Origin of the sequence: Bradyrhizobium sp. 6(2017), assembly GCF_011058295.2 — a bacterium.
Classification (GTDB): domain Bacteria; phylum Pseudomonadota; class Alphaproteobacteria; order Rhizobiales; family Xanthobacteraceae; genus Bradyrhizobium; species Bradyrhizobium septentrionale.
In genome coordinates this window covers 2,939,504-2,963,668 of record NZ_CP049289.2, presented here as the reverse complement: position 1 = coordinate 2,963,668, position 24,165 = coordinate 2,939,504, and the positions used below count along the sequence as shown (strand labels likewise).

24 protein-coding genes are annotated in these 24,165 nt (G+C 62.5%); 9 read left to right on the top strand and 15 right to left on the bottom strand.

Going from position 1 to position 24,165, the window contains the following annotated elements; translation table 11 throughout:
- Nucleotides 1-12: 12 nt before the first annotated feature.
- The 4 genes from G6P99_RS14020 to G6P99_RS14005 form a co-directional block, all read right to left on the bottom strand.
- On the bottom strand, nucleotides 13-834 hold the full coding sequence (locus tag G6P99_RS14020) for an enoyl-CoA hydratase-related protein (protein WP_165128557.1): 822 nt from the start codon (nucleotides 832-834) through the stop codon (nucleotides 13-15).
- A 55-nt stretch (nucleotides 835-889) separates the two neighbouring features.
- Nucleotides 890-2,107 (bottom strand): acyl-CoA dehydrogenase family protein, encoded by a 1,218-nt coding sequence (locus G6P99_RS14015; RefSeq protein ID WP_165128555.1) that lies wholly within the window; start codon nucleotides 2,105-2,107, stop codon nucleotides 890-892.
- Nucleotides 2,108-2,192: 85 nt separating this feature from the next.
- The gene (locus G6P99_RS14010; RefSeq protein WP_165128546.1) at nucleotides 2,193-3,143 is read right to left on the bottom strand and encodes a 3-hydroxyacyl-CoA dehydrogenase NAD-binding domain-containing protein; all 951 of its coding nucleotides are present in this window, start codon (nucleotides 3,141-3,143) and stop codon (nucleotides 2,193-2,195) included.
- A 21-nt stretch (nucleotides 3,144-3,164) separates the two neighbouring features.
- A complete protein-coding gene (locus G6P99_RS14005; RefSeq protein ID WP_165128544.1) occupies nucleotides 3,165-4,070 on the bottom strand; it encodes a 3-hydroxyacyl-CoA dehydrogenase in 906 nt (301 codons plus the stop codon).
- A gap of 1,035 nt (nucleotides 4,071-5,105) precedes the next feature.
- Between G6P99_RS14005 and G6P99_RS14000 the strand changes: the two genes are divergently transcribed.
- The 5 genes from G6P99_RS14000 to G6P99_RS13980 all read left to right on the top strand — a co-directional run bounded on the left by G6P99_RS14000 (nucleotide 5,106) and on the right by G6P99_RS13980 (nucleotide 9,099).
- Nucleotides 5,106-6,164 (top strand): YeiH family protein, encoded by a 1,059-nt coding sequence (locus G6P99_RS14000; RefSeq protein ID WP_165129377.1) that lies wholly within the window; start codon nucleotides 5,106-5,108, stop codon nucleotides 6,162-6,164.
- Between the two features lie 8 nt (nucleotides 6,165-6,172).
- Entirely contained in the window at nucleotides 6,173-7,063 is an 891-nt protein-coding gene (locus G6P99_RS13995; RefSeq protein WP_029078341.1) for a LysR family transcriptional regulator, read from the top strand.
- A gap of 172 nt (nucleotides 7,064-7,235) precedes the next feature.
- Complete coding sequence (locus G6P99_RS13990) at nucleotides 7,236-7,469, top strand: hypothetical protein (RefSeq protein ID WP_156928355.1); 234 nt, start codon at nucleotides 7,236-7,238, stop codon at nucleotides 7,467-7,469.
- A 45-nt stretch (nucleotides 7,470-7,514) separates the two neighbouring features.
- The gene (locus G6P99_RS13985; protein ID WP_165128542.1) at nucleotides 7,515-8,756 is read left to right on the top strand and encodes a molybdopterin-dependent oxidoreductase; all 1,242 of its coding nucleotides are present in this window, start codon (nucleotides 7,515-7,517) and stop codon (nucleotides 8,754-8,756) included.
- 10 nt (nucleotides 8,757-8,766) lie between these two features.
- Nucleotides 8,767-9,099, top strand: coding sequence for a cytochrome c (locus G6P99_RS13980; RefSeq protein WP_165128540.1), 333 nt, complete (start codon nucleotides 8,767-8,769; stop codon nucleotides 9,097-9,099).
- 65 nt (nucleotides 9,100-9,164) lie between these two features.
- On the opposite strand, the gene G6P99_RS13975 is transcribed toward G6P99_RS13980, so the two are convergent.
- The 4 genes from G6P99_RS13975 to G6P99_RS13960 all read right to left on the bottom strand — a co-directional run bounded on the left by G6P99_RS13975 (nucleotide 9,165) and on the right by G6P99_RS13960 (nucleotide 10,965).
- Nucleotides 9,165-9,392, bottom strand: coding sequence for a hypothetical protein (locus G6P99_RS13975; protein WP_156928356.1), 228 nt, complete (start codon nucleotides 9,390-9,392; stop codon nucleotides 9,165-9,167).
- Nucleotides 9,393-9,507: 115 nt separating this feature from the next.
- The gene (locus G6P99_RS13970; protein ID WP_165128538.1) at nucleotides 9,508-10,221 is read right to left on the bottom strand and encodes an LrgB family protein; all 714 of its coding nucleotides are present in this window, start codon (nucleotides 10,219-10,221) and stop codon (nucleotides 9,508-9,510) included.
- An 18-nt stretch (nucleotides 10,222-10,239) separates the two neighbouring features.
- Nucleotides 10,240-10,647: a CidA/LrgA family protein gene (locus G6P99_RS13965; protein WP_205751498.1), complete on the bottom strand. Its 408-nt coding sequence runs from the start codon at nucleotides 10,645-10,647 to the stop codon at nucleotides 10,240-10,242.
- A gap of 12 nt (nucleotides 10,648-10,659) precedes the next feature.
- Nucleotides 10,660-10,965 (bottom strand): hypothetical protein, encoded by a 306-nt coding sequence (locus tag G6P99_RS13960; RefSeq protein WP_029078347.1) that lies wholly within the window; start codon nucleotides 10,963-10,965, stop codon nucleotides 10,660-10,662.
- A gap of 260 nt (nucleotides 10,966-11,225) precedes the next feature.
- Here G6P99_RS13960 and G6P99_RS13955 point away from each other — a divergent pair, with 260 nt between their 5' ends.
- Nucleotides 11,226-11,468 carry a hypothetical protein gene (locus G6P99_RS13955; RefSeq protein ID WP_165128536.1) on the top strand — a complete coding sequence of 81 codons (243 nt, stop codon included), beginning with the start codon at nucleotides 11,226-11,228 and terminating at the stop codon, nucleotides 11,466-11,468.
- Here G6P99_RS13955 and G6P99_RS13950 read toward each other — a convergent pair.
- The 5 genes from G6P99_RS13950 to rpoH form a co-directional block, all read right to left on the bottom strand.
- Nucleotides 11,465-12,256, bottom strand: a complete 792-nt coding sequence (locus G6P99_RS13950) for a hypothetical protein (protein WP_165128534.1) — start codon at nucleotides 12,254-12,256, stop codon at nucleotides 11,465-11,467. The genes G6P99_RS13955 and G6P99_RS13950 overlap by 4 nt on opposite strands.
- 36 nt (nucleotides 12,257-12,292) lie before the next feature.
- Nucleotides 12,293-12,454, bottom strand: a complete 162-nt coding sequence (locus G6P99_RS13945) for a hypothetical protein (RefSeq protein ID WP_156928358.1) — start codon at nucleotides 12,452-12,454, stop codon at nucleotides 12,293-12,295.
- Nucleotides 12,455-12,693: 239 nt separating this feature from the next.
- Entirely contained in the window at nucleotides 12,694-13,959 is a 1,266-nt protein-coding gene (locus G6P99_RS13940) for an efflux RND transporter periplasmic adaptor subunit (protein ID WP_165128532.1), read from the bottom strand.
- A complete protein-coding gene (locus G6P99_RS13935) occupies nucleotides 13,956-17,138 on the bottom strand; it encodes an efflux RND transporter permease subunit (RefSeq protein WP_165128530.1) in 3,183 nt (1,060 codons plus the stop codon). The genes G6P99_RS13940 and G6P99_RS13935 overlap by 4 nt, the downstream gene beginning before the upstream one ends.
- Before the next feature lie 225 nt (nucleotides 17,139-17,363).
- Nucleotides 17,364-18,272 carry an RNA polymerase sigma factor RpoH gene (rpoH, locus tag G6P99_RS13930; protein ID WP_165128528.1) on the bottom strand — a complete coding sequence of 303 codons (909 nt, stop codon included), beginning with the start codon at nucleotides 18,270-18,272 and terminating at the stop codon, nucleotides 17,364-17,366.
- 235 nt (nucleotides 18,273-18,507) lie between these two features.
- Here rpoH and G6P99_RS13925 point away from each other — a divergent pair, with 235 nt between their 5' ends.
- Nucleotides 18,508-18,948, top strand: a complete 441-nt coding sequence (locus G6P99_RS13925) for a DUF305 domain-containing protein (protein WP_165128526.1) — start codon at nucleotides 18,508-18,510, stop codon at nucleotides 18,946-18,948.
- Nucleotides 18,949-19,146: 198 nt separating this feature from the next.
- A complete protein-coding gene (locus G6P99_RS13920) occupies nucleotides 19,147-19,836 on the top strand; it encodes a helix-turn-helix domain-containing protein (protein WP_205751497.1) in 690 nt (229 codons plus the stop codon).
- Between the two features lie 96 nt (nucleotides 19,837-19,932).
- Here the strand turns inward: G6P99_RS13920 and G6P99_RS13915 are convergent, their stop codons facing one another.
- Nucleotides 19,933-20,340: a thioesterase family protein gene (locus G6P99_RS13915; protein ID WP_165128524.1), complete on the bottom strand. Its 408-nt coding sequence runs from the start codon at nucleotides 20,338-20,340 to the stop codon at nucleotides 19,933-19,935.
- Nucleotides 20,341-20,344: 4 nt separating this feature from the next.
- Nucleotides 20,345-22,660 (bottom strand): FdhF/YdeP family oxidoreductase, encoded by a 2,316-nt coding sequence (locus G6P99_RS13910; RefSeq protein ID WP_165128522.1) that lies wholly within the window; start codon nucleotides 22,658-22,660, stop codon nucleotides 20,345-20,347.
- Between the two features lie 239 nt (nucleotides 22,661-22,899).
- On the opposite strand from G6P99_RS13910, the gene G6P99_RS13905 reads away from it, so the two are divergent.
- Entirely contained in the window at nucleotides 22,900-24,147 is a 1,248-nt protein-coding gene (locus G6P99_RS13905; RefSeq protein WP_035976147.1) for a cupin domain-containing protein, read from the top strand.
- The last annotated feature ends 18 nt before the right edge of the window (nucleotides 24,148-24,165 follow it).

The following is a 24,165-nucleotide window of genomic DNA, read 5'->3' as shown; positions in this document are numbered from 1 at the left end:
GCGAGGGCTGCTTCACCGACCGTGAAACTGCGGCGGGCGTTTCTCGAGGAAGGCAGCGGTGCCTTCCTTCTTGTCTGCAGTGGCGGCGCAAATGCCGAAGAAGGACGCTTCGAGCACCAGGCCTTCGCTTTGGCTGGTCTCCATCCCCTTGTTGGCGGCCTCCAGCGAGAACTTCACGGCAATCGGCGCGTTGGCCGCGATCTGGTTCAGGATCGTCTCCGCCCGCGCGATCAGGTCCGCCGCAGGCACGACTTCGTTGACGAGGCCGATGCGATAGGCCTCCTGCGCGGTGATCGTTTCGCCCGTGAGGATCAGCTGCAATGCACGACCCTTGCCCACCAGGCGCGGCAGCCGCTGCGTTCCGCCGCCGCCCGGCAGCAGGCCCAACTTGACTTCCGGCTGCCCGAATTTGGCGTGCTCTGCCGCAATTCTCATCGTGCAAGCCATCGCGGTCTCGCAGCCGCCGCCGAGCGCAAAGCCGTTGACCGCTGCGATCACCGGCTTGCCGAGATTCTCGATCAGGTCGAGCACACCCTGCCCGAACCGGCTCGATTCCTCGGCGTCGTAGGCGTCGACATGCGCGAGTTCGCTGATGTCGGCACCGGCGATGAAGGCCTTGTCCCCGGCCCCCGTGAGGATCACGCCGCGCACGGATGCGTCGGCCTTTGCTTCGCTGAATGCGGACTGCAAATCAGTCCAGGTCGGCGTGTTGAGTGCGTTGAGCACTTTGGGCCGATTGACCGTTACATAGGCGATCGACCCCTTCTTCTCGTATTGGACATTCGCAAGCGTCAAAGCCTGCGAAGGATTGGGCGATGCAGTTCCCGAAACCATGGTCATATCTCCTGGGTGTGGCGGCCGGCGGCAATGCGCCGGCACCGCTGCGGCGTCACAGGAAGGCGCCGTGGCCGGTGATGGCCTTGCCGACGATCAGATTCTGCATCTGATACGTGCCTTCATAGGAGTAGAGCGCTTCGGCATCGGCGAAGAAGCGCGCGACATTGTAGTCGGCGACGATGCCGTTGCCGCCCAGAACCTCACGGCCCCATGAGACCGTCTCGCGCGATTTCGCCGTGCAGAATGCCTTCGCCAGCGCCGCATGATGGTCGCCGAGCTTGCCTTCGTCATCGAGTTGCGCCAAGCGGAGCATCAGGCACTGACACGCGGTCAGATTGGCAAGCATCTTGGCGAGCAGGTCCTGGACCATCTGGAACGACGCGATTGGCTTGCCGAATTGCAGTCGCTCCTGGGCGTATTTGAGGGTTGCCTCGAATGCGCCCATCTGGATGCCGGTCGATGCCCAGCCCACCATGTAACGCGTCATCCGCAGCACACGCGCGGTGTCGCGGAACGAATTGCCGCTCTGCAGACGGTTGGCTTCAGACACCCGAACATCCTTGAGGGTGATCTGGCCGTTCTGAACCACCTTGAGCGCGATCTTGTGCTCGATCTTCTCGACGCTGAAGCCCGGCGTCGACTTGTTCTCGACGATGAATCCCTTCACCTGGTTGTCAGCGAGATCGCGCGCCCAGATGATCGAAAGGTCGCACCATGGTGCGTTGCCGATCCAGCGCTTCTGTCCGTTGAGGATCCAGGTATCGCCTTCACGCTTGGCGGTCGTGGTCAGACCACCGCTCGTTCCCGAACCGACCAGCGGCTCGGTCAGCCCGAAGCACCCGATCTTCTCGTAACGCGCCATCTGCGGCAGCCATTTCTGCTTCTGTTCCTCCGAGCCGTCGAGATAGATCGAACCCATCGCGAGGCCATTGTGGACGCCCCAGAACGTGCAGATCGACGCGTCGACGCGTGCGATCTCCATCGCGACGAAACCGAACAGCTTCTGGCTGCCGCCGGCGCAGCCGTAGCCCTCAAAACCGAGACCGCCGATGCCGAGCTCCTTGAACGACGGCAGCAGTTCGAACGGAAAGGCGTCATCCGACCAGTATTTGTTGATGATCGGCTGGACCTTGGTCTGCATGTAGGCCCGCACCTTTGCGACGATCGCCTTCTCCTCCGGCGTGAGATGCTCCACCAGCTGATAAAAGTCGCCATCGGGTACGGGGACCGGTTTCGCTGCGGCCTTGCCTGAGGCGGGGGCTGTGCTCATGTTGAACTCCTGATGCTGCGGCCGGACGGCCGGCGTATTGTGAAAACGTCGAATGGCTGATCGATCTCGGCAGGTGCGCCGGGGTTCACCTTTTCCTGGCAACCTTGTTGCGCAGCTCAATCAGGCCGAGCAGGACTTCGTCGCGCTCCGCTTCCAGCTCCGCGATGCTGCGTGATCCGGCCTCGGCATGGACGCTGTCGATGAGCTTCTTCTGCACCTCCGGTGTCAGCACCGGCGAGCCGAGGGTCTTCCACCAGGCCGTCATCGGGCCGGTGAATTGCTGGAAGAAGTGCTCGATGCCGCCCGGACCGCCGCCGAGATGGTTGAGCATCATGCCGCCCATGACGCCCCAGCGCAGGCCCGGGCCCCAGCTCAGGGCGGTGTCGACGTCGGCGGCGCTCACCACCCCCTCGGCGACAAGGTAGTAAACCTCGCGGCTTAGCGCCGCCTGCAGACGGTTGGCGACATGCCCTGGCATCTCCTTGTTGACGCGCACCGTCCGCTGCCCGATCGAGGTGTAGAATTCATCAACGCGCCGGATCGTCGCTTCCGAGGTCCTGGCCCCGCCGACGATCTCCACCAGCGGGATCAGATGCGGCGGATTGAACGGGTGAGCGATCACACAACGCTCCGGATGGGCCGCTGCGCCCTTCTGGATTTCGCTCATGGTGAGCCCCGACGAACTCGATGCGATGATCACATCGGGCTTCAGCAATTCGTCGAGCTGCCCGTACAGCTTCTGCTTGAAATCGATCCGCTCGGGCCCGTTCTCTTGAACGAGATCGACCCCGTCGACCGCCTGCGCCAGCGCGGCCGTAAACTTCAGGTTCGACTGTGAGGCTCCGGGTGACAGGCCCAGTCGCTCGAGCGCCGGCCATGCAGTCTCCACGAACTTGCGCAGCGCGGCTTCCGCGTTCGGCGCGACGTCGGTCGCGACCACCTGCAATCCCTTGGCAAGATACAGCGCAGACCAGCTTGCGCCGATCACGCCGGTGCCGATGATTGCGATACGGCGAATGGGTTTGGTGTCGGTCATGTCATATCTCCGATCGATTCGTTAGATTTCGGCGTAGGCGATGCCGGTAAGGTTGCCCTGAGCGAAGAGGACATTTCGCTCGCCGGATCCATCAAGCCGTGCGGAGTAGATCGAGCCGGCAAAATCGGTGACGAACATGCGGTCGTTCCGAACATCGAGTGCGATGCCGATCCCTTCCATGAGATGGGTCACCACGATCTCCGGCTCGGCCGGCTTGTTGTCGATCGACGCGCGGTTCACGGTGTTGCCGCGTGGAGGATCGCCGCGGTCGGTCCAGTAGAGGACGCGGTTCTCGTGGTCGAGTTCGAGATCGATCGGCTCCGGCAGGCCGTCGTAGAAGATCTCGATGTCGGACCTGTTGGCTGCGGTCTGGCCTGCGGGAATTTCGACATTGGCCCGGAAGATGCGGCCGAGCCCGGCATTGTCAGGCCCTTTTTGCGTCCAGTAGAGATGTCCGAATTTCGGATCGATCGTCAGTCCGACGCACCATCGCGTCTGATCCCGGCCATCGGATTCGCCTCGCCCGGCCTCGATCAGCGTCTCGAGCTGCGAACCATCGAGATTGCAACGCATGACGCGCATTCCCTCGCGGTCGCACCAGTAGAGCTTGCCGACGCTGCTATCGAGAATGATCTGCTTGGGAGTGTGAGTGGCTCCCTGCGCGATGATGGTCTTGCGGTTCTTGCCGTCGAGGTCGGCGCGTTCGATGGTCCCGTCATTCAGGTTGGGGATGCCCATGTTGGTCCAGTAGATATGACCGGCTTCGGCATCGACGACGATGCCGTCCGGGAGGTGGCAGCCGGTCACGAGGGTCTTGCGATCGGAGCCATCCGTATTCATGGTGTGAATGCATCCGGCATTCAGTTCGAGCACGAACAGACGCGGCACTGTGACGTTCGCGGATGGGCTCGTAGCGGCTTTTGGCATATCGCACCTGCATTGTGGCCCGACCACGAACCGGTCAGGTGAGCGCGACTATGATCCGATCGCCGATGCGCGGCTTGGACAGGAATGTCTTCGCTGGGATGGGCTTGCTGCTCGATCCGCTGCGAGCCTTCCGTCGATCGGGACGGGATAAGCGCGAGAATCGTCCGGCCGCCAAATTCGGCTGCTTGCACCGAGATTCGTTCGCGGCAAGCGCAACGAAGTTGAGCACGCATCGCGACGACCATCGCCGATGCGAAGGCAGCAGCTTTCGCCAAACAACGCGCCAAACATTCAAGCGCGGCCGACGGACAAGCCGGATGGTTGGAGTTGTGTAGGTTGCATGCGCCGCCGCCGTACGGATGATCGTCGACGCGACGAGATCCGTTTTGTCAGAGCGGCTCGATGGGTTCGATACGAGAGCTGAGTAGCGCCCGATAGCCGGTGAGGCCGGCGCCGCGCCAAGACGCTGGCCGGGCAAGGCAACGCGCTGCTGGCGCGCTTCGAGCCGATGAGGTACCGCAGTCCGCGCTCACCGGAACCGGGAAGGCCTCAGCGCGTCTTTCGTGGCACCGGAAACATGCCCCAGTGAGAGCAGCTGATCCAATCCTCGTGATCCATCGCTAACGTAGATGCGGATGCTGTGGTCGTCATGATCGTCTCCTTGGTTGTGTGTACACTTTGAAGTTGGGAGACCATCAACCCGTCACAACTAAAACTCTCGTTAGGGATCGCGCGGCTCGCGCATGATTGCTGACCGGCGCGAATTCAGTCACGCCGCGATGGCAGGGTTTGAGCCGGCACTTGGTCGCCTGAAGACCACGATCCGCGCGCGGCCGGTATGTCACGGCATACGTATTGTTGGGGCTCGGCCAGACGATCGCCAGGCGCCGCGCACGTTTTGCGGCGCCAGTCAGACGAATGCGGTCCGGTCCTGCAGCAGAAACAATCGGTTTGATCGATCAGAATGTATAAATAAATCTGTTGGATCGATTTGTCGTCGCGAACCACAATTGGCGCAACCCAGGAGACACGCCAATGACCATGACGACAGACTCCAGCAACTTCTCCGCCAAGTCTTCCCTACGTGACACCCTCCTGCCGCATCTAAGGCCCGCCCTTACGATCGTCCCCGGCATCGCCCTGGCCACGATCATCGCTTTCGGCGCCAACCTGATGCGCGGCATTCCGCAGATCGCGACATTCAGCCCCATGATCCTGGCCATCGCGATCGGAATTGCGGTGCGCAATCTGGTCGGCACACCATCTTCCGTCCGCCCTGGAATCGCTTTCAGCATGCGCCGTCTGCTTCGGTTCGCGATCGTCCTGCTGGGATTCCAGATCACGCTGACTCAGCTTGCAGCCGTGGGGGCAAAGGGACTCTTCATTGTTGCCGGCACACTCGTTGCCACGTTCGTCTTCACGCTTGCAGCAGGCCGCGCCCTGGGCGTCGAGCGAAAGCTGACCGAACTGATCGCCGCGGGCACCTCGATCTGCGGCGCCTCGGCCGTGGTCGCCACCAACAGCGTCACCGAGGCGTCCGACGAGGACGTCGCCTACGCGATCGCCTGCGTGACGATCTTCGGCTCGATCGCCATGTTTGTCTATCCATTGCTGCCCCGGCTTCTGCATCTCGACAGCCACGCCTACGACATCTGGAGCGGCGCATCGATCCATGAGATTGCACAAGTGGCTGCCGCTTCCTTCCAGAACAGCCAGCGCGCCGGCGAGATCGGAACGGTTTCCAAGCTCGCCCGCGTCCTGCTTCTCGCACCCGTCGTGCTGACCCTGAGCCTCGTGACCCGGTTCACGGTGCAGCGCACTCGCGAACAGTCCGCGAAGCCGCCGCTCCCCTGGTTCGCGCTCGGCTTCGTCGCGGTGGTCGCCGTCAACAGCGTCATCACCATCCCGGGCGGCGCCAAGAGCGCGATGATCTCCCTGGCGACATTCCTCCTTACCATCGCGCTCGCCGCCATGGGCCTCGAGACCGACGTGTCGAAACTCTACGCTGCAGGCCTGCGTCCGGCTATATTGGGCGCGCTGGCCTTCCTCTTCATCGCCAGCTTCAGTCTTGTGGTCATCAAGCTCATGGGATGATCTGCTCAATGACGCTCGAACAGCTCCGGGTCTTCGCCGCAGTCGCCGACAAGCAGCACGTGACGAAGGCTGCCCGCGAACTGAACCTCACCCAATCGGCTACGAGCGCGGCAATCGCCGCGCTCGAAGCGCGTTATGGCGTCAAATTGTTCGATCGGGTCGGCCGGGGCATCGTCCTCACGCATGAGGGCCGCACATTCCTTTCCGAGGCGCGGGCGGTGCTGGCGCGTGCCCACGACGCCGAGCAGGTTCTGAGGGATTTTGCCGGGCTCAAGGCCGGACAGTTGACGATTGCCGCGAGCCAGACGGTCGGCAGCTATTGGCTGCCTGCAAGGCTGCTCGCATTTCAGGCGGTCCATCCCGGTATCAAGATCGACGTGAGGATCGCCAATACCGAGCAGGTCGCAACCGATGTTCGCGAAGGCATGGCCGATGTCGGTTTCATCGAGGGCGACATCGACGACCCCGCATTGTCCGCGCGTCGCATCGATAGCGATTCGCTGGTCGCGGTGGTGGGCGCACAGCACCCGCTGGCGGAGCAGCGAAAGCTGCCGCCTGATTGGATGAGCAAGACGCCATGGATCCTTCGCGAACCCGGCTCCGGAACACGTGCAATGTTCGAGCGGGCGTTGAAGAAACGCGGGATACGCCTTTCCGATCTGACCGTCCAACTCGAACTGGCGTCGAACGAGGCGATTCGAACTGCGGTTGAAACGGGCCGCTGCGCCGCGGCAATTTCCGATCTGGTCGTCGAGAAGGCCGTCGCGGCAAAGCGGCTGGTCAAACTGGACAGTGAGTTGGCAAAGCGTTCGTTCTACGTCCTCCGTCACAAGGAGCGGCACGTGAGCAAGGCAGAAGCCGCACTGATGTCCAGCATTGCGACTGGCGCTGCCCCCTAGATATGCCGAGGAGGTGATTGGCGTACCGGGCTCGCGCGTTTCAATCGCCGCAGACGATCAGAATGACCTGACAATCGCGTTAGACCACGACGGAGCCAGGCTCTACGCTTCGGGACATGGCAAGCACATTGAAAATCGCAGCTTGCCAGAGCGCAATCAAAGGAGACCTACAATGCTTCGATCCCGCCACTCTCTTCTCGCTATTGCTTCGCTGGCCATCGCCGCTTGCACGCTGGGTGCGCCGGCCGCACTGGCCGCCACTAACGCTACGCATGTCCCGCACATCCGGGACGCCGTGCACGCCGAGCAACTCTTTCCCGGTGTGAACGTGCGAGTTCCGAACGCTCGTGCGCAGCAACCACGAATCCATGCCGACGCCCCCTTCGCCGACCTGATCCTCGGATAAGTGGCAGGGCAGAGCGGGTCAACCCATCCCGAAAAGGAGCTATCGATGACACATCATCAAAGCGATGCACGTACTCAGGCTCTGTCTCGCCGTGCCCTGCTCCGCACCATGGGAATTGCAGGCATCACGCTTGCCAGCTCGTCGGCCTGGGCCGATCAGTCGATCCGGCTGCCGCTTGCCGGGGAACCGCGGGAACGGCCCATGACGCACGAATTCCCGCAGAAACGGGACATGATCCTGCAGCGCACGCGACCGCCACTGCTGGAGACGCCGATGGAGGTGTTCGATCGGGGCGTATTCACCCCGAACGACCGGTTCTATGTGCGTTGGCACTGGGCCGTGATCCCCACCTCGGTCGATGCAAGCACCTTCAGGCTCACTGTGCGCGGGCACGTCAATCAGGTGCTGTCCTTGTCCATCGACGACCTGCTCAAGATGCCCCGGGTGGAGCTTGCCGCGGTCAATCAATGTTCGGGCAATTCGCGAGGCTTTTTTGCGCCCCGTGTTCCCGGCGCGCAATGGGCGCATGGAGCGATGGGCAATGCACGATGGACCGGCGTGCGGCTCAAGGACGTGCTGGATCGCGCGGGCGTCAAATCGGGAGGTATCCAGGTCCGCTTTAAGGGACTGGATGAACCCGTGGTGCCCGAGGCGCCAGACATCAAGAAGTCGCTCGACATCGACCACGCCCGTGACGGCGAGGTCATGATCGCCTTTGCCATGAACGGCGAGCAGCTGCCGCTGCTGAACGGCTTCCCACTGCGTCTGATCGTGCCGGGGTGGTACTCGACGTACTGGGTCAAGATGCTGAGCGATATCGAAGTGCTTGATCGCCCGGACGACAATTACTGGATGGCCACCGCCTATACCATCCCAGATACCCCGCACGCCAACGTCACACCCGGCCAGACCGGCGTGAAGATGGTCCCGATCAGCCGCATGACGCCGCGATCGTTCATCACCAACATCGCGGACGGCGCGTCACTGCCGTCGGGAGCAAGCGCCGAGATCCGGGGAATTGCCTTCGGCGGCGACACAGGTGTCGCCAAGGTCGAGTATTCCGTCGATGACGGCAAGACCTGGCAACCCGCGACGCTGGGCGAGGACCATGGCAAGTACAGCTTCCGCCGCTGGCAGACCAATCTCCCGCCGCTGGCGACGGGCCGTCATTCTCTCATGGCGCGCTGCACGAATCTGGCGGGCGATGTTCAACCGGCAGAGCCCAACTGGAACAACAGCGGCTTCATGCGCGACGTCATCGAGCCGGTTCACATCACGACGACCTAAGAGCAGCACGATGCGACACGCAGCTATCATCGTCGGCGTATTGTCCGCAGCCCTGCTGACGTCCACCCCCGCGTGGGTTCAACAAGCCCCCGCGATCACATCGACGACCGTTGAGCTTCCTTCGGGCGACCAAATGTTTCCCGGCGGCTCGGACGCGGATGCGATCAACAACAACTGCCTGGCCTGCCACTCGGCAGACATGGTGCTGAACCAGCCTCCCTTGCCAAAAGCGGCCTGGGAGTCCGAGGTCGGCAAGATGATCAAGGCCTACAAAGCTCCTGTTGATGAGAGCGATGTGCCTGCAATCGTCGACTACCTCGTCAAGACCAAGGGCAAGACCTAGCGCCAATCGCCGGGCCGCGGTCGTACGCTTCGGACTATCTCGAGCGCGCGAGAAGGGTCGCGTCGCTAGGCCTGCGACCAGGACGAGCTGGCGTTGTCGAGCCAACGCTCGGTGTCTTCATCGGTCCAGCCGGGAACGGCGATTCGGGGTTGCCCACGTGTGAAGGCACCCGACGGCACCGCTTGTCCATGATGCGCGGTCAACCGGTGCTGGTTGTACCTGCCATGCAGGGTGCCCGCGCTCACATGGCCGGACATCGCGATCACAAAGGCCAAAGAGAAGAGAAAACGCATCGACGTGCTCCATCCCCTGCCCTCTCATCAAGTAGTGCATGTCGTACGCGCTCCCAACCCGCACGGGCCGCTCGGCGGTTCACGTTGGCGACATGCTCCCGCTCTCTCGTCCCTGTTACTTCCAGAGCTGGACGAGCGCAGGCGCAATGAACCCAATGATGAGACCATTGAGCCCGATGCCCAGTGCTGCGAACGCGGCGCCAAGCTCACTGCGGGCAGCCACCTCTGCAGCGGCAATGCCGCTCCCGGCAATTCCGGCAGCCAGACCATGGGCGCGCCAATCGTCGATCTTCAGCATGGTCAGCATCTTCCGACCGAGAGCCGCCGCCAGAATGCCGCCAAGGATCGCGAGCGCAGCCGTCAGCGCCGGAACGCCGCCGATCTGGCTGGAGACTGCGACCGCGATTGGCGTGGTGGCCGCCTTCGGCGCCATGGAAAGGGCAATCATGCGGGAGCCTCCGAACAGCCACACCAGACCTATGCCGGAGCCGATCGAGGTAACCGAGCCGGCGAGCACCGCCAACCCGACTCCGAGCAGGTTCTCCCTGACCAGCCGGACGCTCCGCGCGAGCGGAACGGCCAACGCGACAGTCGCCGGTCCAAGGAGAAAGCTCATGAACTGGGTCTGCGCTGCGTAGACCTTGTAATCCGTCCCGCTCACCACGACGATAGCCACGAGGATGATAGCCGCAAGCACTGGACTTGCGAGCGCCGAGCCGCCACACGCACGCTGCAGCGCGTTGCCGAGCATGTAAGCCCCCAGCGTCACGGCGAGCCAGAATACCTGCATCGCGCCGAGCGAAGTCCAGAGATGTTGAATAGCGCTCATGGCAGACGAGGCTTTCGCTCAGCTTCTCTCCGAGGCCTGCAGGACGACCGCCGACCGGTTCGCCGCGCGCCGGCGGATACTCCAATGCATGACCCATCCGGTGACCGCAAGGCTCAACAGTGTCGATCCGATCAAACCCGCAGCGATCGGCAACCATTGCAGCCGCAATGCTCCGATCTCCGTGATGATACCGACGCCGGCCGGCACAAACAGAAGTCCCATGTTACGGACCAGCGTCTCGGCAGTGTGTTCGAGGCCGTCGACTGTCGGCGACTTGCTGGTCGTCTTTCCCGCCCTGAACACCAGGACCACGGTGAGGATTGACATCCCGATCACGGGTCCCGGTACGGGAAGCGCAAGCGCCTGGCACAGCAGGTTGCCGGCGAGTTGGCACGCCAGCAGGATCAGAAATGCGGGTATCGTCATTCGTGGACAGGCTCAACATCCGCGACAGATCGAACTCTCGATCATCTTCTGAAGCTGTGCATCCTCCTGGTCGATGGCGGGGTTGGTGCCAAGCGGCGGCCCCTTCATGGCATGGCCGCCGACACCGGACGAAGGAAGGGCCGTGCCCAACGAGTTCGTTCCTGGCGTCGCGGCGCTCGTGCCGAGCGCGCCACCCATGCCGAGCCCGCTACCCATCGACATATGCGACCCCATACCCCCCATACCGCCGCGGGCGAAAGCCTCGGTGCCGGAAAGGATGAGACAGAGGGCGAAAAAAAGAAGGGATATCAGCTTCATGATTGCTGCTCCAGATGCTGCGGTGATCTGAACTCGAATTTGGGCGCCACATGCGCGCGGGCCACGCACGATCGCGAGAGCGATCATGACAAAGAATACAGAGTCCGGCGTCGACAGTTCTCGCAGGAGTGATCCTCGTCAACGCCCGGCAACACCTACATGACCGTGTACAGAACAGTTCATCGGGAAGCGCTACCGCCAGAGCAGCAGAGATCGCCAGTCGCAGATTCTCCGCACGAACAACACAACGGAGAACAGATATGACTATCTTCAAGACCTTGATTGGTGCGGCGCTGATCCTGACGGCAACAAGTCCATCAGCCTTTGCATCATGGTCCTTCGCAGACCAGGAGCCCGCCGCTTTCTCGGCGATGTACCCGAACCGGGATGCGCTCAATGGTGGCGCCTTGACGCCGGCGGGCCGGATGGGCCTCGAGTACCCCGGTGGCGCAGCACCTGTGTTCGTCGGCAAAAGCGTCCATCTCGGGATGCGGCATCACTAAGCGGACGCCCGGACAGGCATACGGAGTGCTGCTGCGACCCGCAGCGCACTCCGCCTTTCGCGCGAACTTTGGGCGCCAATGACGTGGCAGCTCGCGTGCCGGATCGGGGCGTTTGACCAAGATCCGCGAAGGCGATTGTCAGCCGAACGTGAATTGAGGCCGCCGATCTCACCGCTTACCTCCTGTTGCAACTGCCAACCAACGTCGGAGCCTCCAATGCGTGCACTTCTCTGTGCGACGGCTGCACTCGTGCTGAGCGGCAACAGCTGTTTCGCGCAGGTCTCGACCATGGGCACGACCGCCATGGGAATTCCGACGACGCCTGGCGCGATCGTTTCCTCGGCCCTGGCGGGACCGAGTCCATTTTCGAGTCTTTTCTCCGCCGCGACCGTTCCCGGAGCGCCGGCAACCACCTTGGCCTCACCTCCGTTGGCACAAGATCCAACGCTTCCCGGAACCAGCATCAGTTGCTCGCCCACCGAGGTGGAGCTTTCGCCTTCCGTCATGAGCGTTACCTCCACAAACACCAACACTCCCATAAGCCCGACTGCGATGAGCACGATGGGCAGCATCACCGGCATGCCGGGATCGACACCATCCATGATGAGTACAGGCCTGCCGCTGACCTTGGCGACGGCCATGCCCGTCACCATCGTGGGTCCGATCACGGGCAGTACGACCGGCACGATCGCGCCGCCGTCCGCCCTCGGCAGCTCCACGCCGGGGAGCTCCTGCACGGCCGCACCAGGCAACACGGAGATCAATGCCGCGGCGTTGCCCGTCTCCACTCCCGATATTCCGCCAGCGCCGCCGCCCGGCACCATTCAATCGCCGATGGCCGATCCCGACACGACCAACACCAGCATAAGTCCCGCGCCGAGCGTGATGCCTACGCCGAACACGCCTGCGTGCACCGAAGCCGTTTCGATGAACCTCGCCAATCCGGCGTCGATGTTTTCTTCCAACCCCAACGGCGCTTCGGCCACGCCGGGCACATCACCGCCTTCTGGTTGCTGAGCTGAGCTTTCCTGCCGGGATATCGATTTTCGCGCACACCTCGTGGAGGAGTCTGCCGATCACCGGCCGGCGCCTCGGGATATGCGCTGGCGGGCGCCAACTTCCAGAGAGGACCCGGATCAGAATCGAAAAATGGTGGACGTCTGATCCGGAGACCCCTCTTGAGCGCTGGCTTCGCGCATCGCGGCCGTCGATCGCCAACGGCAATTCAGCTCGTCTGCGGCCCGCGCACCGTAACCCTGCTTCCTTCGGCCAGGTTCACCATTGGATTGAGAATGACTTGATCGCCTGGCTTGACGCCATCGTGCACTTCGACATCCTTGCCGAAATCGCGCGCGATCGAAATCTTGTGCAAATGAACTGCGCCGTCCTCCACGACCGCGACATGCAGACCGTTCTCGTCGAAGACGACGGCGTCGGCCGGAATGATCATCGACGGCGTCTTGCGCGGAATCAGCAGCTCGACGGTGCAATAGATCCCCGGCTGAAGCGCGCCGTCCGAGTTGGGCACGTCGATCTCGGTCAGCAATGTACGGCTGCCGGGCTGCAGCGCCGTCGCGATGCGTGTGACCTTTCCCGGAAACGCCCGCCCCGGGATCTCCGGAACCCGGATGACAGCATCGACCCCCGGCTCCACGCCGAAAGCCTTGTCCTGGGGTACGAATACCTGCGTGCGGATGACATCCGCGTGCATCAACGTGAACATGAAGGTCGATCCCGATTGCACGAGACTGCCGTTGTCGATGTTGCGCTGGGTGATCACACCGTCGAACGGAGCCACGACGCGCTGATAGGCCTTGTCCTGCTCCAGAACCTTGATCTGGGCCTGCTGGGCCGCGATATTCGACTTCGCCGCTTGCTCCGCGGCCTGCTGCGCACGCAGCGTGAGGCGGTCATTGTCGCCCTGTTGCGCGGTGAGCCAACCCTGCTTGACCAGATTGCTGTCGCGCCCGTTGGTGACCTCCGCGAGCTCGCGGCTCGCCTGGGTCTGCTGCAGGTTTCCCTGGCTCTGCGCCAGAGTGGCTTGGGCCTGCGCGATCTGGTGATCGAGCTCGGGCGCGACGATCTCGGCGAGCAGCGCGCCCGCCTTGACCCGATCGCCGATATCGACATAGCGCTTTTCGACATAGCCGCTGGTCCGGGCGAAGATGTTTGCGGCCTCGAAAGCAGCCGTCGTCGCCGGCAATGTGACCTTCTCCGTGCCGTCGCTGGCACGAACGCTCGCGACGCGAACATCCGGCACAAACGTGCGCGCCTGCGCCGCCGTCGCGGCGACCTCGCGTTCGGCCTCGTAATGGCGCCAGCCGCCGGCACCAAGCCCACCAACAAGCAACAGCAGCACGGTTGCCCCGAAGATGGCTGTTCCGGATCTGCGTTCAGGTTTACCCTCGGTCCTCAAGACTGGGCCCGTCGCGGTGCCCGGAGCCTCAAGGTCCCCGAAGTTCTCGTGCGGTCGTACATCAATCTCTGTCATGTCGGCAATTCCTCGAACACGCCATGGTGTGGCTTTCCGTCGTTGCCCTTGCGCAGCATGGCAAACAGGTAAGGAACGATGAGCAGGGTCGTGGGCGTGGCGAACAACAATCCGCCGATGACGGCGCGCGCGAGTGCCGCATTCTGCTCCTCGCCGGCGCCGCCCATCGCCATCGGGATCATGCCGACGATCATCGCAGCTGCCGTCATCAGCACCGGGCGGATGCGGGTGTGGCCGGCGCTCAATGCGGCCTCAAACGCCGAATGCCCCTTCAGTTGCTGCTCGCGCGCGAAAGTCACCAGCAAGATGGAGTTTGCCGAAGCAACGCCGACCGACATGATCGCGCCCATCAGCGAGGGGACGTTGAGCGTCGTTCCGGTGACAAACAGCATTGTCACGATCCCGCAGAGTGTCGCCGGGAGCGCCAGGATCACCACAAAGGGATCGCCGAAGTTCTGATAGTTCACGACCATCAGGAGATAGACGAACACCGCCGCGAACAGCAGGCCGATGCCGAGATCCCGAAACGAATCGTTCATGCTCTGGATCTGGCCAAGCACCTGAATGGAATTGCCGGGCTTCAATTGCTTTTGCAGGTCGGCGGTGACCTTGCCGATCTCCCCCGCCACGCTGCCGAGGTCGCGGCCCTGCACGCTGGCATAGACCTCATAGACCGGCTGGACGTTGCTCTGGTTGGCATTGGTCGGCACGGTATCGCGCTTGAACGTCGCGATGTTGCTGAGCATGCCCGGCACCGTCTGGCCGCTCGCCGCAATCGACGTCGAGACGGGCGTGTTGGCAAGCGCATTCAGCGAATTGATCCGGTATTCCGGCGTCTGCACGGCGAGATAGTACGGAATGCCCGCGCTCAAATCGGTCCAGAAGTTCGGCGACACCTGCACGGAAGAGCTGAGGCTCACGTTGATGTTGGTCGCCACCGTGCTGGCGTTCAGGCCGAGCTGGGCGGCCCGGGTCCGGTCGATATCCGTAAAGAACGCCGGACCGTCGATTTCCTGCTGGAGATGGGCATCAACGATGCCCGGAATGGCAGCAAGACGCTTCTGCAGTTGCTTGGCGACAGCCAGATTGTTGGCGCCATAGCCGACGGTCCGGACATCGATCTGCGCCGGCAGCCCGAAGTTCAGGATCTGCGTGACGATATCGGCCGCCTGGAAATAGAAAGTGTCCTCGGGGAACGCCGCCGGCAATACCCGACGCAACCTCTTGATATAGTCCGCGGTCGGCTTGTGGCCGTCCTTGAGCGAGACCAGGATGACGCCGTCGTTGACGCCGATTGTCGAGCCATCGGCAAAGGCCAGGTTGTAAGCCCGTGCCGGCAGCCCGATATTGTCAACGATCAGCGAGCGCTCATTCTCCGGAATGACCTCGCGGATCTTGTCCTCGACCTTCTGGAAGATCGCCTCGGTGCTTTCGATACGTGTGCCCGCAGGCGCACGCACGTGAAGCTGGATCTGGCCGCCGTCGATCAGCGGAAAGAAGTCCCTGCCGACGAGGGTCAGCATCACCGCGCCGAGGCCGAGGATCAGGACCGCAACGGCGGGCACGATGGCGCGACGTCGAAGCAACAGTGCCAGCAGCTGCGCGTAGCCGCCACGCAGCCGCTCGAAGCCGCGATCGAAGGCTCCAGACATGCGCGAGAACATGCCGGTAGAGCCTTCACCGTGACCATGCCGGCGCTCGCCCTTCAGCAGAAGTCCGATCGTGATCGGCGTCAGGGTTCGGGACAGCCCATAGGACGCCAGCATCGCAAAAACGACGGCAAGACCCAGCGGGGTAAAGAGATACTTCGCGGGCCCCTCCAGAAACACCACCGAAGTAAACACGCAACTGATGGCAAGGGTCGAAACCAGCGTGGGGACGGCGATCTCGGCCGCGCCATGCAAGGTCGCGTCCGCGAGCGGCATACCCTCCTCCGTCCACAGTCGATGGGTATTCTCGATCGTAACCGTCGAATCATCGACCAGTATGCCGACCGCCAGGGCGAGACCGCCCAGAGTCATCGTGTTCAAGGTCTCGCCGAGGAAATAGAGCACGACGAGCGACGACAGGATCGCCAGCGGGATAGAGATCATCACCACCAGGGTCGACCGCCAGGACCCCAGGAACAGCAGGATCATCATCGCGGTCAACCCCGCCGCGATGGCACCTTCCCGAAGCACGCCGTTGACCGAGTTCGTCACGAACACCGACTGGTCGAACAGCTCGGTGATCTTGAGCCCGGCCGGAGCCGCGGCGCGAATGGACGTCAACGCCTTCTTCACCCCGTTGACGACCGCCAGAGTCGACGCATTTCCGTTCTTGATGATGCTGAGCAAAACCGCGCGGTGACCATCCTCGCGAACGATGTTCTGCTGCACCATCGATCCGTCACGCACCTGCGCTACGTCGCTCAACAGGATGGTCGCACCGTTGGTAAACTTGACCGGCATCTTGTTGAGATCGTCGATGGTCGCCGGCGTCGCATTGGTGCGCACCGTGTACTGAGTGCCTCCCATCTTGACCGTCCCCGACGGAAGCGTCAGATTCTGGGTATTGACCGCGTTCACGATATCGAGCGGTGTCAAGCCGCGGGACAGCAGCTTGTCAGGATCGATATCCACCATGATCTGGCGGTACTTGCCGCCGGCGGGCGTCGGCAGCGTGACGCCGGGAACCGGAGCAAGCTGCTGGCGAACGCGATAGATACCAAAGTCATAGAGCTGCTGCTCGTTGAGACTGTCGGAATTCAGGCTGAGCTGAAGCACCGGAACGCTCGAGGCGTTGAACTGAACGACGATCGGCGGCTGGATGCCCGGCGGCATCAACGCGCGAATGGAATTTGTCGCCGAGACGATCTGCGCGATGGCGAGGTCGAGATTGACGTCCGGCTGGAAATAGATCTTCTGGACCGACAGACCGTTGAGGGTCTGTGATTCCATGTTCTTGATTCCATTGACGTTGGCACTGATGGAGTACTGGCTATAGGTGCTGACGCGCTGTTCCATCTCGGGCGTGGAAAGGCCGGTGTACTGCCAGATGACAGTCACCACCGGAATGCGAATTTCCGGAAAGATGTCGGTCGGCATCGACCACAGCGCGGCACCGCCGAGAAACAGGATCAGGGCCGCCACCACATAGAAGGTATGTGGAAATCTCAGCGCGAAGCGAACAATTCCCATGTCAAATCCTTGCCAGCTCCCGGTTGCGCGACCTCGGAGAGACATGAAGTCGATCAGTCGATCGCTCAACTGAAATGAAGTTTATTCGCGGTAATATGAACTAACGAAGCCCTCGCGCAGCCTCACAGTTCACTCATGATTCCGGCAGCCGTGATCGGCTGCGGCTCGTCTTTCAATCGAACGTGAGCGCGCGCGAACGCATGTCACGCGCTACGCTCCCGTGGTCTACTCATCCGTTGCGTCGCAGTTGGCCCGCGTGGCCGCTATCGTCGCCCGCCTGACCTTCGCGAAAGCCCGCGTCTCGATCTGCCGCACCCGCTCGCCCGAGATCGACAATTCGCAGCCGAGTTGATCGAGCGTCATCGGATGCTCGGCAAGACGCCTGGCTTCGAAGACGCGCCGCTCGCGCTCCGTCAGCACATCCAGCGCGGCGTGAAGAGCCCTCGACCTGCGGACCGTCTCATCGTGCTCCGCGACGATCGCCTCCACATCCGCGGTTTCGTCGACCAGCATCGACTCCCACTCGGTCGACCGATCTTCGTCCCCGACCCGCGTGTTCAACGAAAGATCGCCACCGAGCCGGCAATCCATTTCAACGACGTCACGGACCGTCACCTCGAGCTTGTCTGCAACCGCTTGTGCGACTTCCGGCGTAAGAACCGCGACATCGCCCCCAAGCTTCCTCATTTCGCCGCGCAGCCGGAAGAAGAGCTTCTTTTGCGCGGCCGTCGTCCCGATCTTCACCAGCGACCAGGAGCGCAGGATGTACTCGTGGATGGTCGCCTTGATCCACCACAGGGCGTAGCTCGAGAACCGTGCGTCGCGTCCGGGTTCGAAGCGGCCTGCGGCGATCACGAGCCCGAGATTGGCTTCCGCGACCAAGTCTGCCATCGGAAGGCCGTAGCCCTTGTAGCCTCGCGCCACCTTTGCGGCGAGGCGAAGATGACTCGTGATCAGCTCATCCGTCGCGCTCTTGTCGCGCCGCTCCTGCCAACGCCGCGCGAGCTGCTGCTCGCGGCCGCGTTCCAGCAGACCAAAACGCCTGATGGCCGTGGAATAGGCGCGAAGACCGTCCGGTTGCGGAATCAGCGCTCCGGTCAGGTTGGTGTTGACGACGACGCTCTGAGATTGCATCTGCTGCTCCTGCGTTTTGGGTCCGGCACCTCAACTGTAGGAAGCCCCCAGCCGGAGCAGCCACTAAATTGGACTTCAGAAACCTGAATTCGCTTTCAGGCGGCGCAGAGAGTACCTGGCCGAGCGAACCTTAAATCCGTATTTAGTTGAGCGCGTGCATCACGCTTGGCATGTCTGAGGCTGGGATCGCACGAACGCGACGCCCATCCGATCAATCAACGCCATGGAGCCCGACGTGCCGCTGTTCTCCCGCGGATTCGTGCGCAGACGCGCCATCTCGCTGGCAACCAGCCTCTCGGTTACGGCAACGTCATTCGCGCTGGCCCAGGCCCCGACGCATCGATCTCGCATCCTGACGGTGAGCGACGTCGGCGAGCGGCAATTTCTCTTCGAAAACGACCTCGCGATGAGCAACATGAACCGAAGCTTGCTCACCAGGCCGAGCGGCGACATCGATCGCGATTTCGTCGACATCATGGCTCCTCATCATCAGGGCGCCATCGACATGGCGCGGACTGAAATGAAGTACGGTCACAATGACGCGCTTCGACAGCTCGCCGAGAGAATAGTGAGGCAGGCAGAGCAGGATCTCGCCTGCATGCGGGGCACGAAGCCTGCCACCGCTGGCTCGACCCGGTCGAGCAGCACCGACCTCGACTTGAGAGCGCACAACTGACCACGCTTTCGCGGCCTTTGCGCGCGATGCGGCAACTGTCGCTTCGCGACTTCGCCAAAGCGGCTTCGCGCCGCGTCGGTGTCTGGTCCGATCAGATTCGATCGAGCTTCATGAATCGCAATTTAGTGGGACCCGCAGCCGGCCGGCCTACCTAGCTCATGACCGCTTGATCCGAAATCGGCTTTTGGAGCGATTCGAATGTCAGTCCAGACTTGCAATCTGCAGCCCATGTTTGCGCAACCTGTCTCCGGCCGGAATGATGCTGATGACAAGGTTGTCTTCGCAAAAGGCTTGCCGGCGCTGCCGTGCGCATCCCACGAAATCGAATCCGATGACGACGTCATCCGGTCCTTGCTTCATGCCATGAAGGTGGCGCTGCAGGGCAATGACCGCCAATCCGCCGATGCGCTCCAGCTTGCAATCGCCGTCAGACAGTTTGGCCTGAGGCCGGCGCATGGTGGAGCAGCGGCCGTTCGATCATCCACGAACGGCCGTCATATCCAGGCTCTGCAGAAGTGGCGCCTCAAACGCGTCGTCGACTATATCGATGCCCGCATATCGTCCAGGATCACCTTGGCCGATCTGGCCGCTGTTGCGGGGCTCAGCCGGATGCACTTCGCTTCCCAGTTCCGCGTGGCAACGGGCCTGCGGCCGCACGAGTTTCTGCTGCGGCGGCGCGTTCGAAGGGCCGAGGAGCTGATCAGGGAAACAACGATGACCATCGTCGAGATCGCGCTCGCGGTCGGCTTTCAGACTCAGGCCCATTTCACGACTGTCTTTAAGCGGTTTGCAGGTTGCACGCCGAGACGCTGGCGCAGCATCAACGACCTGCCTGCGCTCACCAGCGGGAGCCTATCGTTGCCGACTTCCTTTGAAAAGCGCGCCTGATCTGTCGATAGGCCCCCTCAGGAGCGCCGGCTGCGCGAGGGTGCCAAACGCCAGAAGTCAAGCCAAGATTCTGTCAGGTCAAGACTTCCGTCAGGCCTAGACTTCGCGAACGCCGAACCGCTTCTCGAACTCGGCGACATTGACGATCCCGCGGCGATGCGTGCCGTCACCGACCTTTCCGAGATCGTTCCAGGTCTCGACCTCGAACGCCACGCATTTCCCCTCCACGCCGATGACCCGTGCAAACGCCCGGACCCTGCCCCCGATCGGCGTCGCGGCGAGATGTCTGATGTCCACGGACATTCCGACGCTGACGTAGCCCGGCGGCAACTCGGGAGCGATCGCCAAACCGGCGGCCATTTCCATGTGCAGGATCATCATCGGCGTCGCATAGACCTTCGGCATGCCCGCAACGAAATGTCCGACTGTCATCTCTGCCGTGACGACAATCGAGGTCTCGGCGGTCATGCCTAACGCCCGCGTCTTGAGAAGCTCGCCTTGCATTGCACTATTCCTTGGCTGACAGATCGCCCGCAACGGTCGCGCTGCTGCGCTCGAGCCTGACCGGGATGCCCTTCGAGGACGGTGTGAAGCTCAGCGGATCGTGGGCGTAGAGCGGCACCAGCGGGTTCGTCTCCGGATAGTAGGCGGCGCAGCAGCCGTTCGGGAACGAGTATCCTACCACTAGGAAATTGCGCACCCGGCGCTCGATGCCATCGACCGATGCGGTCACCAGATCGACGCGATCGCCATCCTTGAGTGCTCGCCTGTGCATTTCGAGCTGGTTGAGGAACACGATGTCGCGCTGGCCGTACACGCCGCGATAGCGGTCGGACAGCGAATATACCGTCGTGTTGTACTGATCGTGGCTGCGGATCGTGCTCAGCCAGAGCGTTTCCGGGTGGTCGTCGTTCGGATCCTCGCCGAGGCCGTCGAACACCAGGAAATTGGCCTTGCCGCTCGCCGTTGCCCAGACGCGCTCTCGCGCAGTCGGAACAAGGTGGAAACCGCCGGGTACGCGGATTCGGGCGTTGAAGTCCTGGAAGATCGGCAACACATCCTCGATCGCATCACGGATACGGTCGTAGTCGGCGACGAAGCCATCCCAATCAACGACGGAACGGCCGCCCAGGGTCGCCCGCGCCATGCCCGCAACGATTGCGGGCTCGCTGAGCAGATGGTCGGAGGCCGGCTGATTGCGCCCGGCCGACGCGTGCACCATCGACATGGAATCTTCCACGGTGATGGATTGCGGGCCGGCTGCCTGGATGTCCACCTCCGTGCGGCCAAGGCAAGGCAGGATCAGGGCATCGCGCCCGTGGATCAGGTGACTGCGATTCAGTTTGGTGGAAATATGGACGGTGAGATCGAGGCTGCGGAGGGCGGCCTGTGTCAGCTGCCAGTCGGGGATCGCCGCGGCAAAGTTGCCGCCCATCGCGACGAACACCTTCACGTCACCGCAGATCATCGCCTCGAGCGCTGTAACGACATTGTGGCCATGTCCACGGGGCGGCTTGAAGCCAAAACGAAGCTCGAGCCGATCAAGGAAGTCTTGCGACGGCACCTCCGTGATGCCGACCGTGCGGTCGCCTTGCACATTCGAATGGCCACGGACCGGACAGATGCCTGCGCCCTCACGGCCGATATGGCCGCGCAGCAGGGCAAGATTGGCCAGTTGCTGAACGGCCTGCGCGCCACGCCGGTGCTGGGTGATGCCCATGCCGTAGACGATGATCGCGCGCTCGGCCTTCTTGTAGACGCTCGCGGCGTACTCGATGTCCGCGCGGCCAAGCCCGGAGCAGCGTTCAATCTCGGGCCATTGTGTCGCCTTCAGATCGCTCACCAGCGCGTCAAGCCCATCCGTGTGGTCACGGATGAAAGTCCAGTCCAGGACGGCCTGCCCGCCTTGCGCGCGCGCCGCGTCGTCTTCCTCGACCAGGATCTTCATGATGCCTTTGATGACGGCGACATCACCGCCGATGCGCACCTGGTAGAGCCGCGAGCTGATCTGCGTCGCGCTCAGGGTTGTCATCTCGATCGGGCTTTGCGGTGCCTGGAATCGCTCCAGGGCACGCTCACGGAACGGATTGAACGAGATGATGGACGCACCGCGGCGGGATGCGTTGCGCAGGTCGGTCATCATGCGCGGGCTGTTGGTGCCGGGGTTCTGGCCGAAGATGAAGATGCAATCCGTCTTGTCGAAATCCTCCAGCACGACGGTGCCCTTGCCGACGCCGATCGACTGCGGCAAGCCCACGCTGGTCGCCTCGTGGCACATATTCGAGCAATCGGGAAAGTTGTTGGTGCCGTACTCCCGAACGAAGAGCTGATAGAGAAAGGCGGCTTCGTTCGAGGTGCGGCCGGAAGTGTAGAACTCGGCCATGTTCGGGTCAGGCAGCGCGTTCAGATGGCGAGCGATGATCGAGAAGGCCTTGCTCCAGCTCACGGGAAGGTAGCGATCGGCGGCCCCGTCATAGGCCATCGGATGCGTGAGACGGCCGACCATTTCCAGATCGTAGTCGCTCCAGGCGGACAGTTCGGTCACCGTGTGATCGGCAAAGAACTCCGGCGTACAGCGCTTGGCGGTCGCCTCCCACGCCACGGCTTTCGCGCCGTTCTCGCAAAACTCGAACGACGATGTATGTTTCGGATCCGGCCAGGCACAACCCGGGCAATCGAACCCCTCTGGTTGGTTCATGCATCCGAGCGTGGCCGCGCCCTTCACCGGAATCCCCTGCTCGATCAGGTGTGCACCGACGGCCTTGAGCGCGCCCCATCCTCCGGCGGGATGGTGATAGGGCTGAATTGACTTCCGTTCCGACATCGCGGGGACCTCTGCGGATACCGATGTCAGATCAGTTACGTCGCTCGCCCGGAGCTTTCTTTCGAAAATGCCCGGATCGCAGCGGAGCGTCGGCCATGCGAGTTCGATCACGCACAATGCCGTAGTGCGTTCCGGAAAACCTGTCGCCTTTCCGGGATTGGGCCCTGCCAGCGTTCGCCTAAGTTGATGCAGGAGACCGCCGCTGGCGGCTCCAGAGCAATCCTTTTGAGGGTATGACCATGATTTCCAGACGTAACCTCCTGGCAGCCTCGGCGGTGGGCGCGGCCATGACGGTCTCCGCGGCAAAGGCGGCGACCTTTGGCAATCCGGACGAGCCGCCGCAGGGTGCAATCAACGCCAAGGGACCAGGGAATCTCGCTGATCCCGGTCCCCAGAGCCAGGCGCTCGGCAGTCAGTTTCCGTCGGCGCAAACGCCTCCGGCAACCGACGTCGGCGGCATGCCGACAACCTGGGCGTCATTCAACAATGCGCCGAAGCGAATTCAGAACGGCGGATGGGCGCGTCAGGTCACGGTCGATGATTTTGCAATCTCCAAGGAGATCGCCGGCGTCAACATGCGCCTCACCGCCGGCGGCATCCGCGAGTTGCACTGGCACCAGGCTGCCGAGTGGGCGATCATGACCTATGGCACTTGCCGCGTGACCGTTCTCGATGCGCAAGGCCGTCCATATGTTGCCGACGTCAAGGAAGGCGATCTCTGGTACTTCCCGCCGGGAGCGCCGCATTCACTTCAGGGCCTGGGTCGGGATGGATGCGAATTCGTCATCTGCTTCGATGACGGCCATGCCGACGAATTCAACACTTTGCTCGTCACCGACTGGTTTGCGCATACCCCACCCGAAGTGCTCGCCAAGAACTTCGGCGTCCCCGCCGAAACGTTCGCGAAAATTCCGTTGCACAATCTGTGGATCTTCCAGGGCACCGTCCCCGGCGATCTCGTCGCCGATCGTGCGGCCATTCAGAAGGATGCCCCCGTCGCAACGCATCCCTTCATCTTCCCGCTCGGATCCTCGCGCCCCGTCAAGTCGTCAGATACGGGATACCTCCAAGTCGCCGACAGCACCAACTTCAAGGTCTCCGCCGGCGTCGCCGCGGCATTGGTCACGGTCCGGCCAGGCGGCATTCGCGAGATGCACTGGCACCCGAATGCGGACGAATGGCAGTATTACATCAAAGGCAAGGCGCGCATGACCGTGTTCGATACCGGACCGAACGCGCTGACGACGGACTTCAATGCCGGCGACATCGGCTATGTCAAACGCAATCTCGGTCATTATGTCGAAAATGTCGGCGATACCGACATGCAATTCGTCGCCGTGTTCCGCGCTTCGCGCTACGAGGAGGTCTCCCTCTCCAACTGGCTCACGCACACGCCGCCGGCGCTCGTGGCGCAGCATCTCAACGTCGACGAGGCTACGATCGCGAAATGGCCGGACACGGGCCCGGGCATCATGCCGAAGAGTTAGGCACGATCTCGTTCAATC

Excerpts from the sequence above, each read along its gene's own strand:
- G6P99_RS14020 (WP_165128557.1), bottom strand. The coding sequence starts at position 834 with ATGGTTTCGGGAACTGCATCGCCCAATCCTTCGCAGGCTTTGACGCTT.
- G6P99_RS14015 (WP_165128555.1), bottom strand. The coding sequence starts at position 2,107 with ATGAGCACAGCCCCCGCCTCAGGCAAGGCCGCAGCGAAACCGGTCCCC.
- G6P99_RS14010 (WP_165128546.1), bottom strand. The coding sequence starts at position 3,143 with ATGACCGACACCAAACCCATTCGCCGTATCGCAATCATCGGCACCGGC.
- G6P99_RS14005 (WP_165128544.1), bottom strand. The coding sequence starts at position 4,070 with ATGCCAAAAGCCGCTACGAGCCCATCCGCGAACGTCACAGTGCCGCGT.
- G6P99_RS14000 (WP_165129377.1), top strand. The coding sequence starts at position 5,106 with ATGACCATGACGACAGACTCCAGCAACTTCTCCGCCAAGTCTTCCCTA.
- G6P99_RS13995 (WP_029078341.1), top strand. The coding sequence starts at position 6,173 with ATGACGCTCGAACAGCTCCGGGTCTTCGCCGCAGTCGCCGACAAGCAG.
- G6P99_RS13990 (WP_156928355.1), top strand. The coding sequence starts at position 7,236 with ATGCTTCGATCCCGCCACTCTCTTCTCGCTATTGCTTCGCTGGCCATC.
- G6P99_RS13985 (WP_165128542.1), top strand. The coding sequence starts at position 7,515 with ATGACACATCATCAAAGCGATGCACGTACTCAGGCTCTGTCTCGCCGT.
- G6P99_RS13980 (WP_165128540.1), top strand. The coding sequence starts at position 8,767 with ATGCGACACGCAGCTATCATCGTCGGCGTATTGTCCGCAGCCCTGCTG.
- G6P99_RS13975 (WP_156928356.1), bottom strand. The coding sequence starts at position 9,392 with ATGCGTTTTCTCTTCTCTTTGGCCTTTGTGATCGCGATGTCCGGCCAT.
- G6P99_RS13970 (WP_165128538.1), bottom strand. The coding sequence starts at position 10,221 with ATGAGCGCTATTCAACATCTCTGGACTTCGCTCGGCGCGATGCAGGTA.
- G6P99_RS13965 (WP_205751498.1), bottom strand. The coding sequence starts at position 10,647 with ATGACGATACCCGCATTTCTGATCCTGCTGGCGTGCCAACTCGCCGGC.
- G6P99_RS13960 (WP_029078347.1), bottom strand. The coding sequence starts at position 10,965 with ATGAAGCTGATATCCCTTCTTTTTTTCGCCCTCTGTCTCATCCTTTCC.
- G6P99_RS13955 (WP_165128536.1), top strand. The coding sequence starts at position 11,226 with ATGACTATCTTCAAGACCTTGATTGGTGCGGCGCTGATCCTGACGGCA.
- G6P99_RS13940 (WP_165128532.1), bottom strand. The coding sequence starts at position 13,959 with ATGACAGAGATTGATGTACGACCGCACGAGAACTTCGGGGACCTTGAG.
- G6P99_RS13935 (WP_165128530.1), bottom strand. The coding sequence starts at position 17,138 with ATGGGAATTGTTCGCTTCGCGCTGAGATTTCCACATACCTTCTATGTG.
- rpoH (WP_165128528.1), bottom strand. The coding sequence starts at position 18,272 with ATGCAATCTCAGAGCGTCGTCGTCAACACCAACCTGACCGGAGCGCTG.
- G6P99_RS13920 (WP_205751497.1), top strand. The coding sequence starts at position 19,147 with ATGTCAGTCCAGACTTGCAATCTGCAGCCCATGTTTGCGCAACCTGTC.
- G6P99_RS13915 (WP_165128524.1), bottom strand. The coding sequence starts at position 20,340 with ATGCAAGGCGAGCTTCTCAAGACGCGGGCGTTAGGCATGACCGCCGAG.
- G6P99_RS13910 (WP_165128522.1), bottom strand. The coding sequence starts at position 22,660 with ATGTCGGAACGGAAGTCAATTCAGCCCTATCACCATCCCGCCGGAGGA.
- G6P99_RS13905 (WP_035976147.1), top strand. The coding sequence starts at position 22,900 with ATGATTTCCAGACGTAACCTCCTGGCAGCCTCGGCGGTGGGCGCGGCC.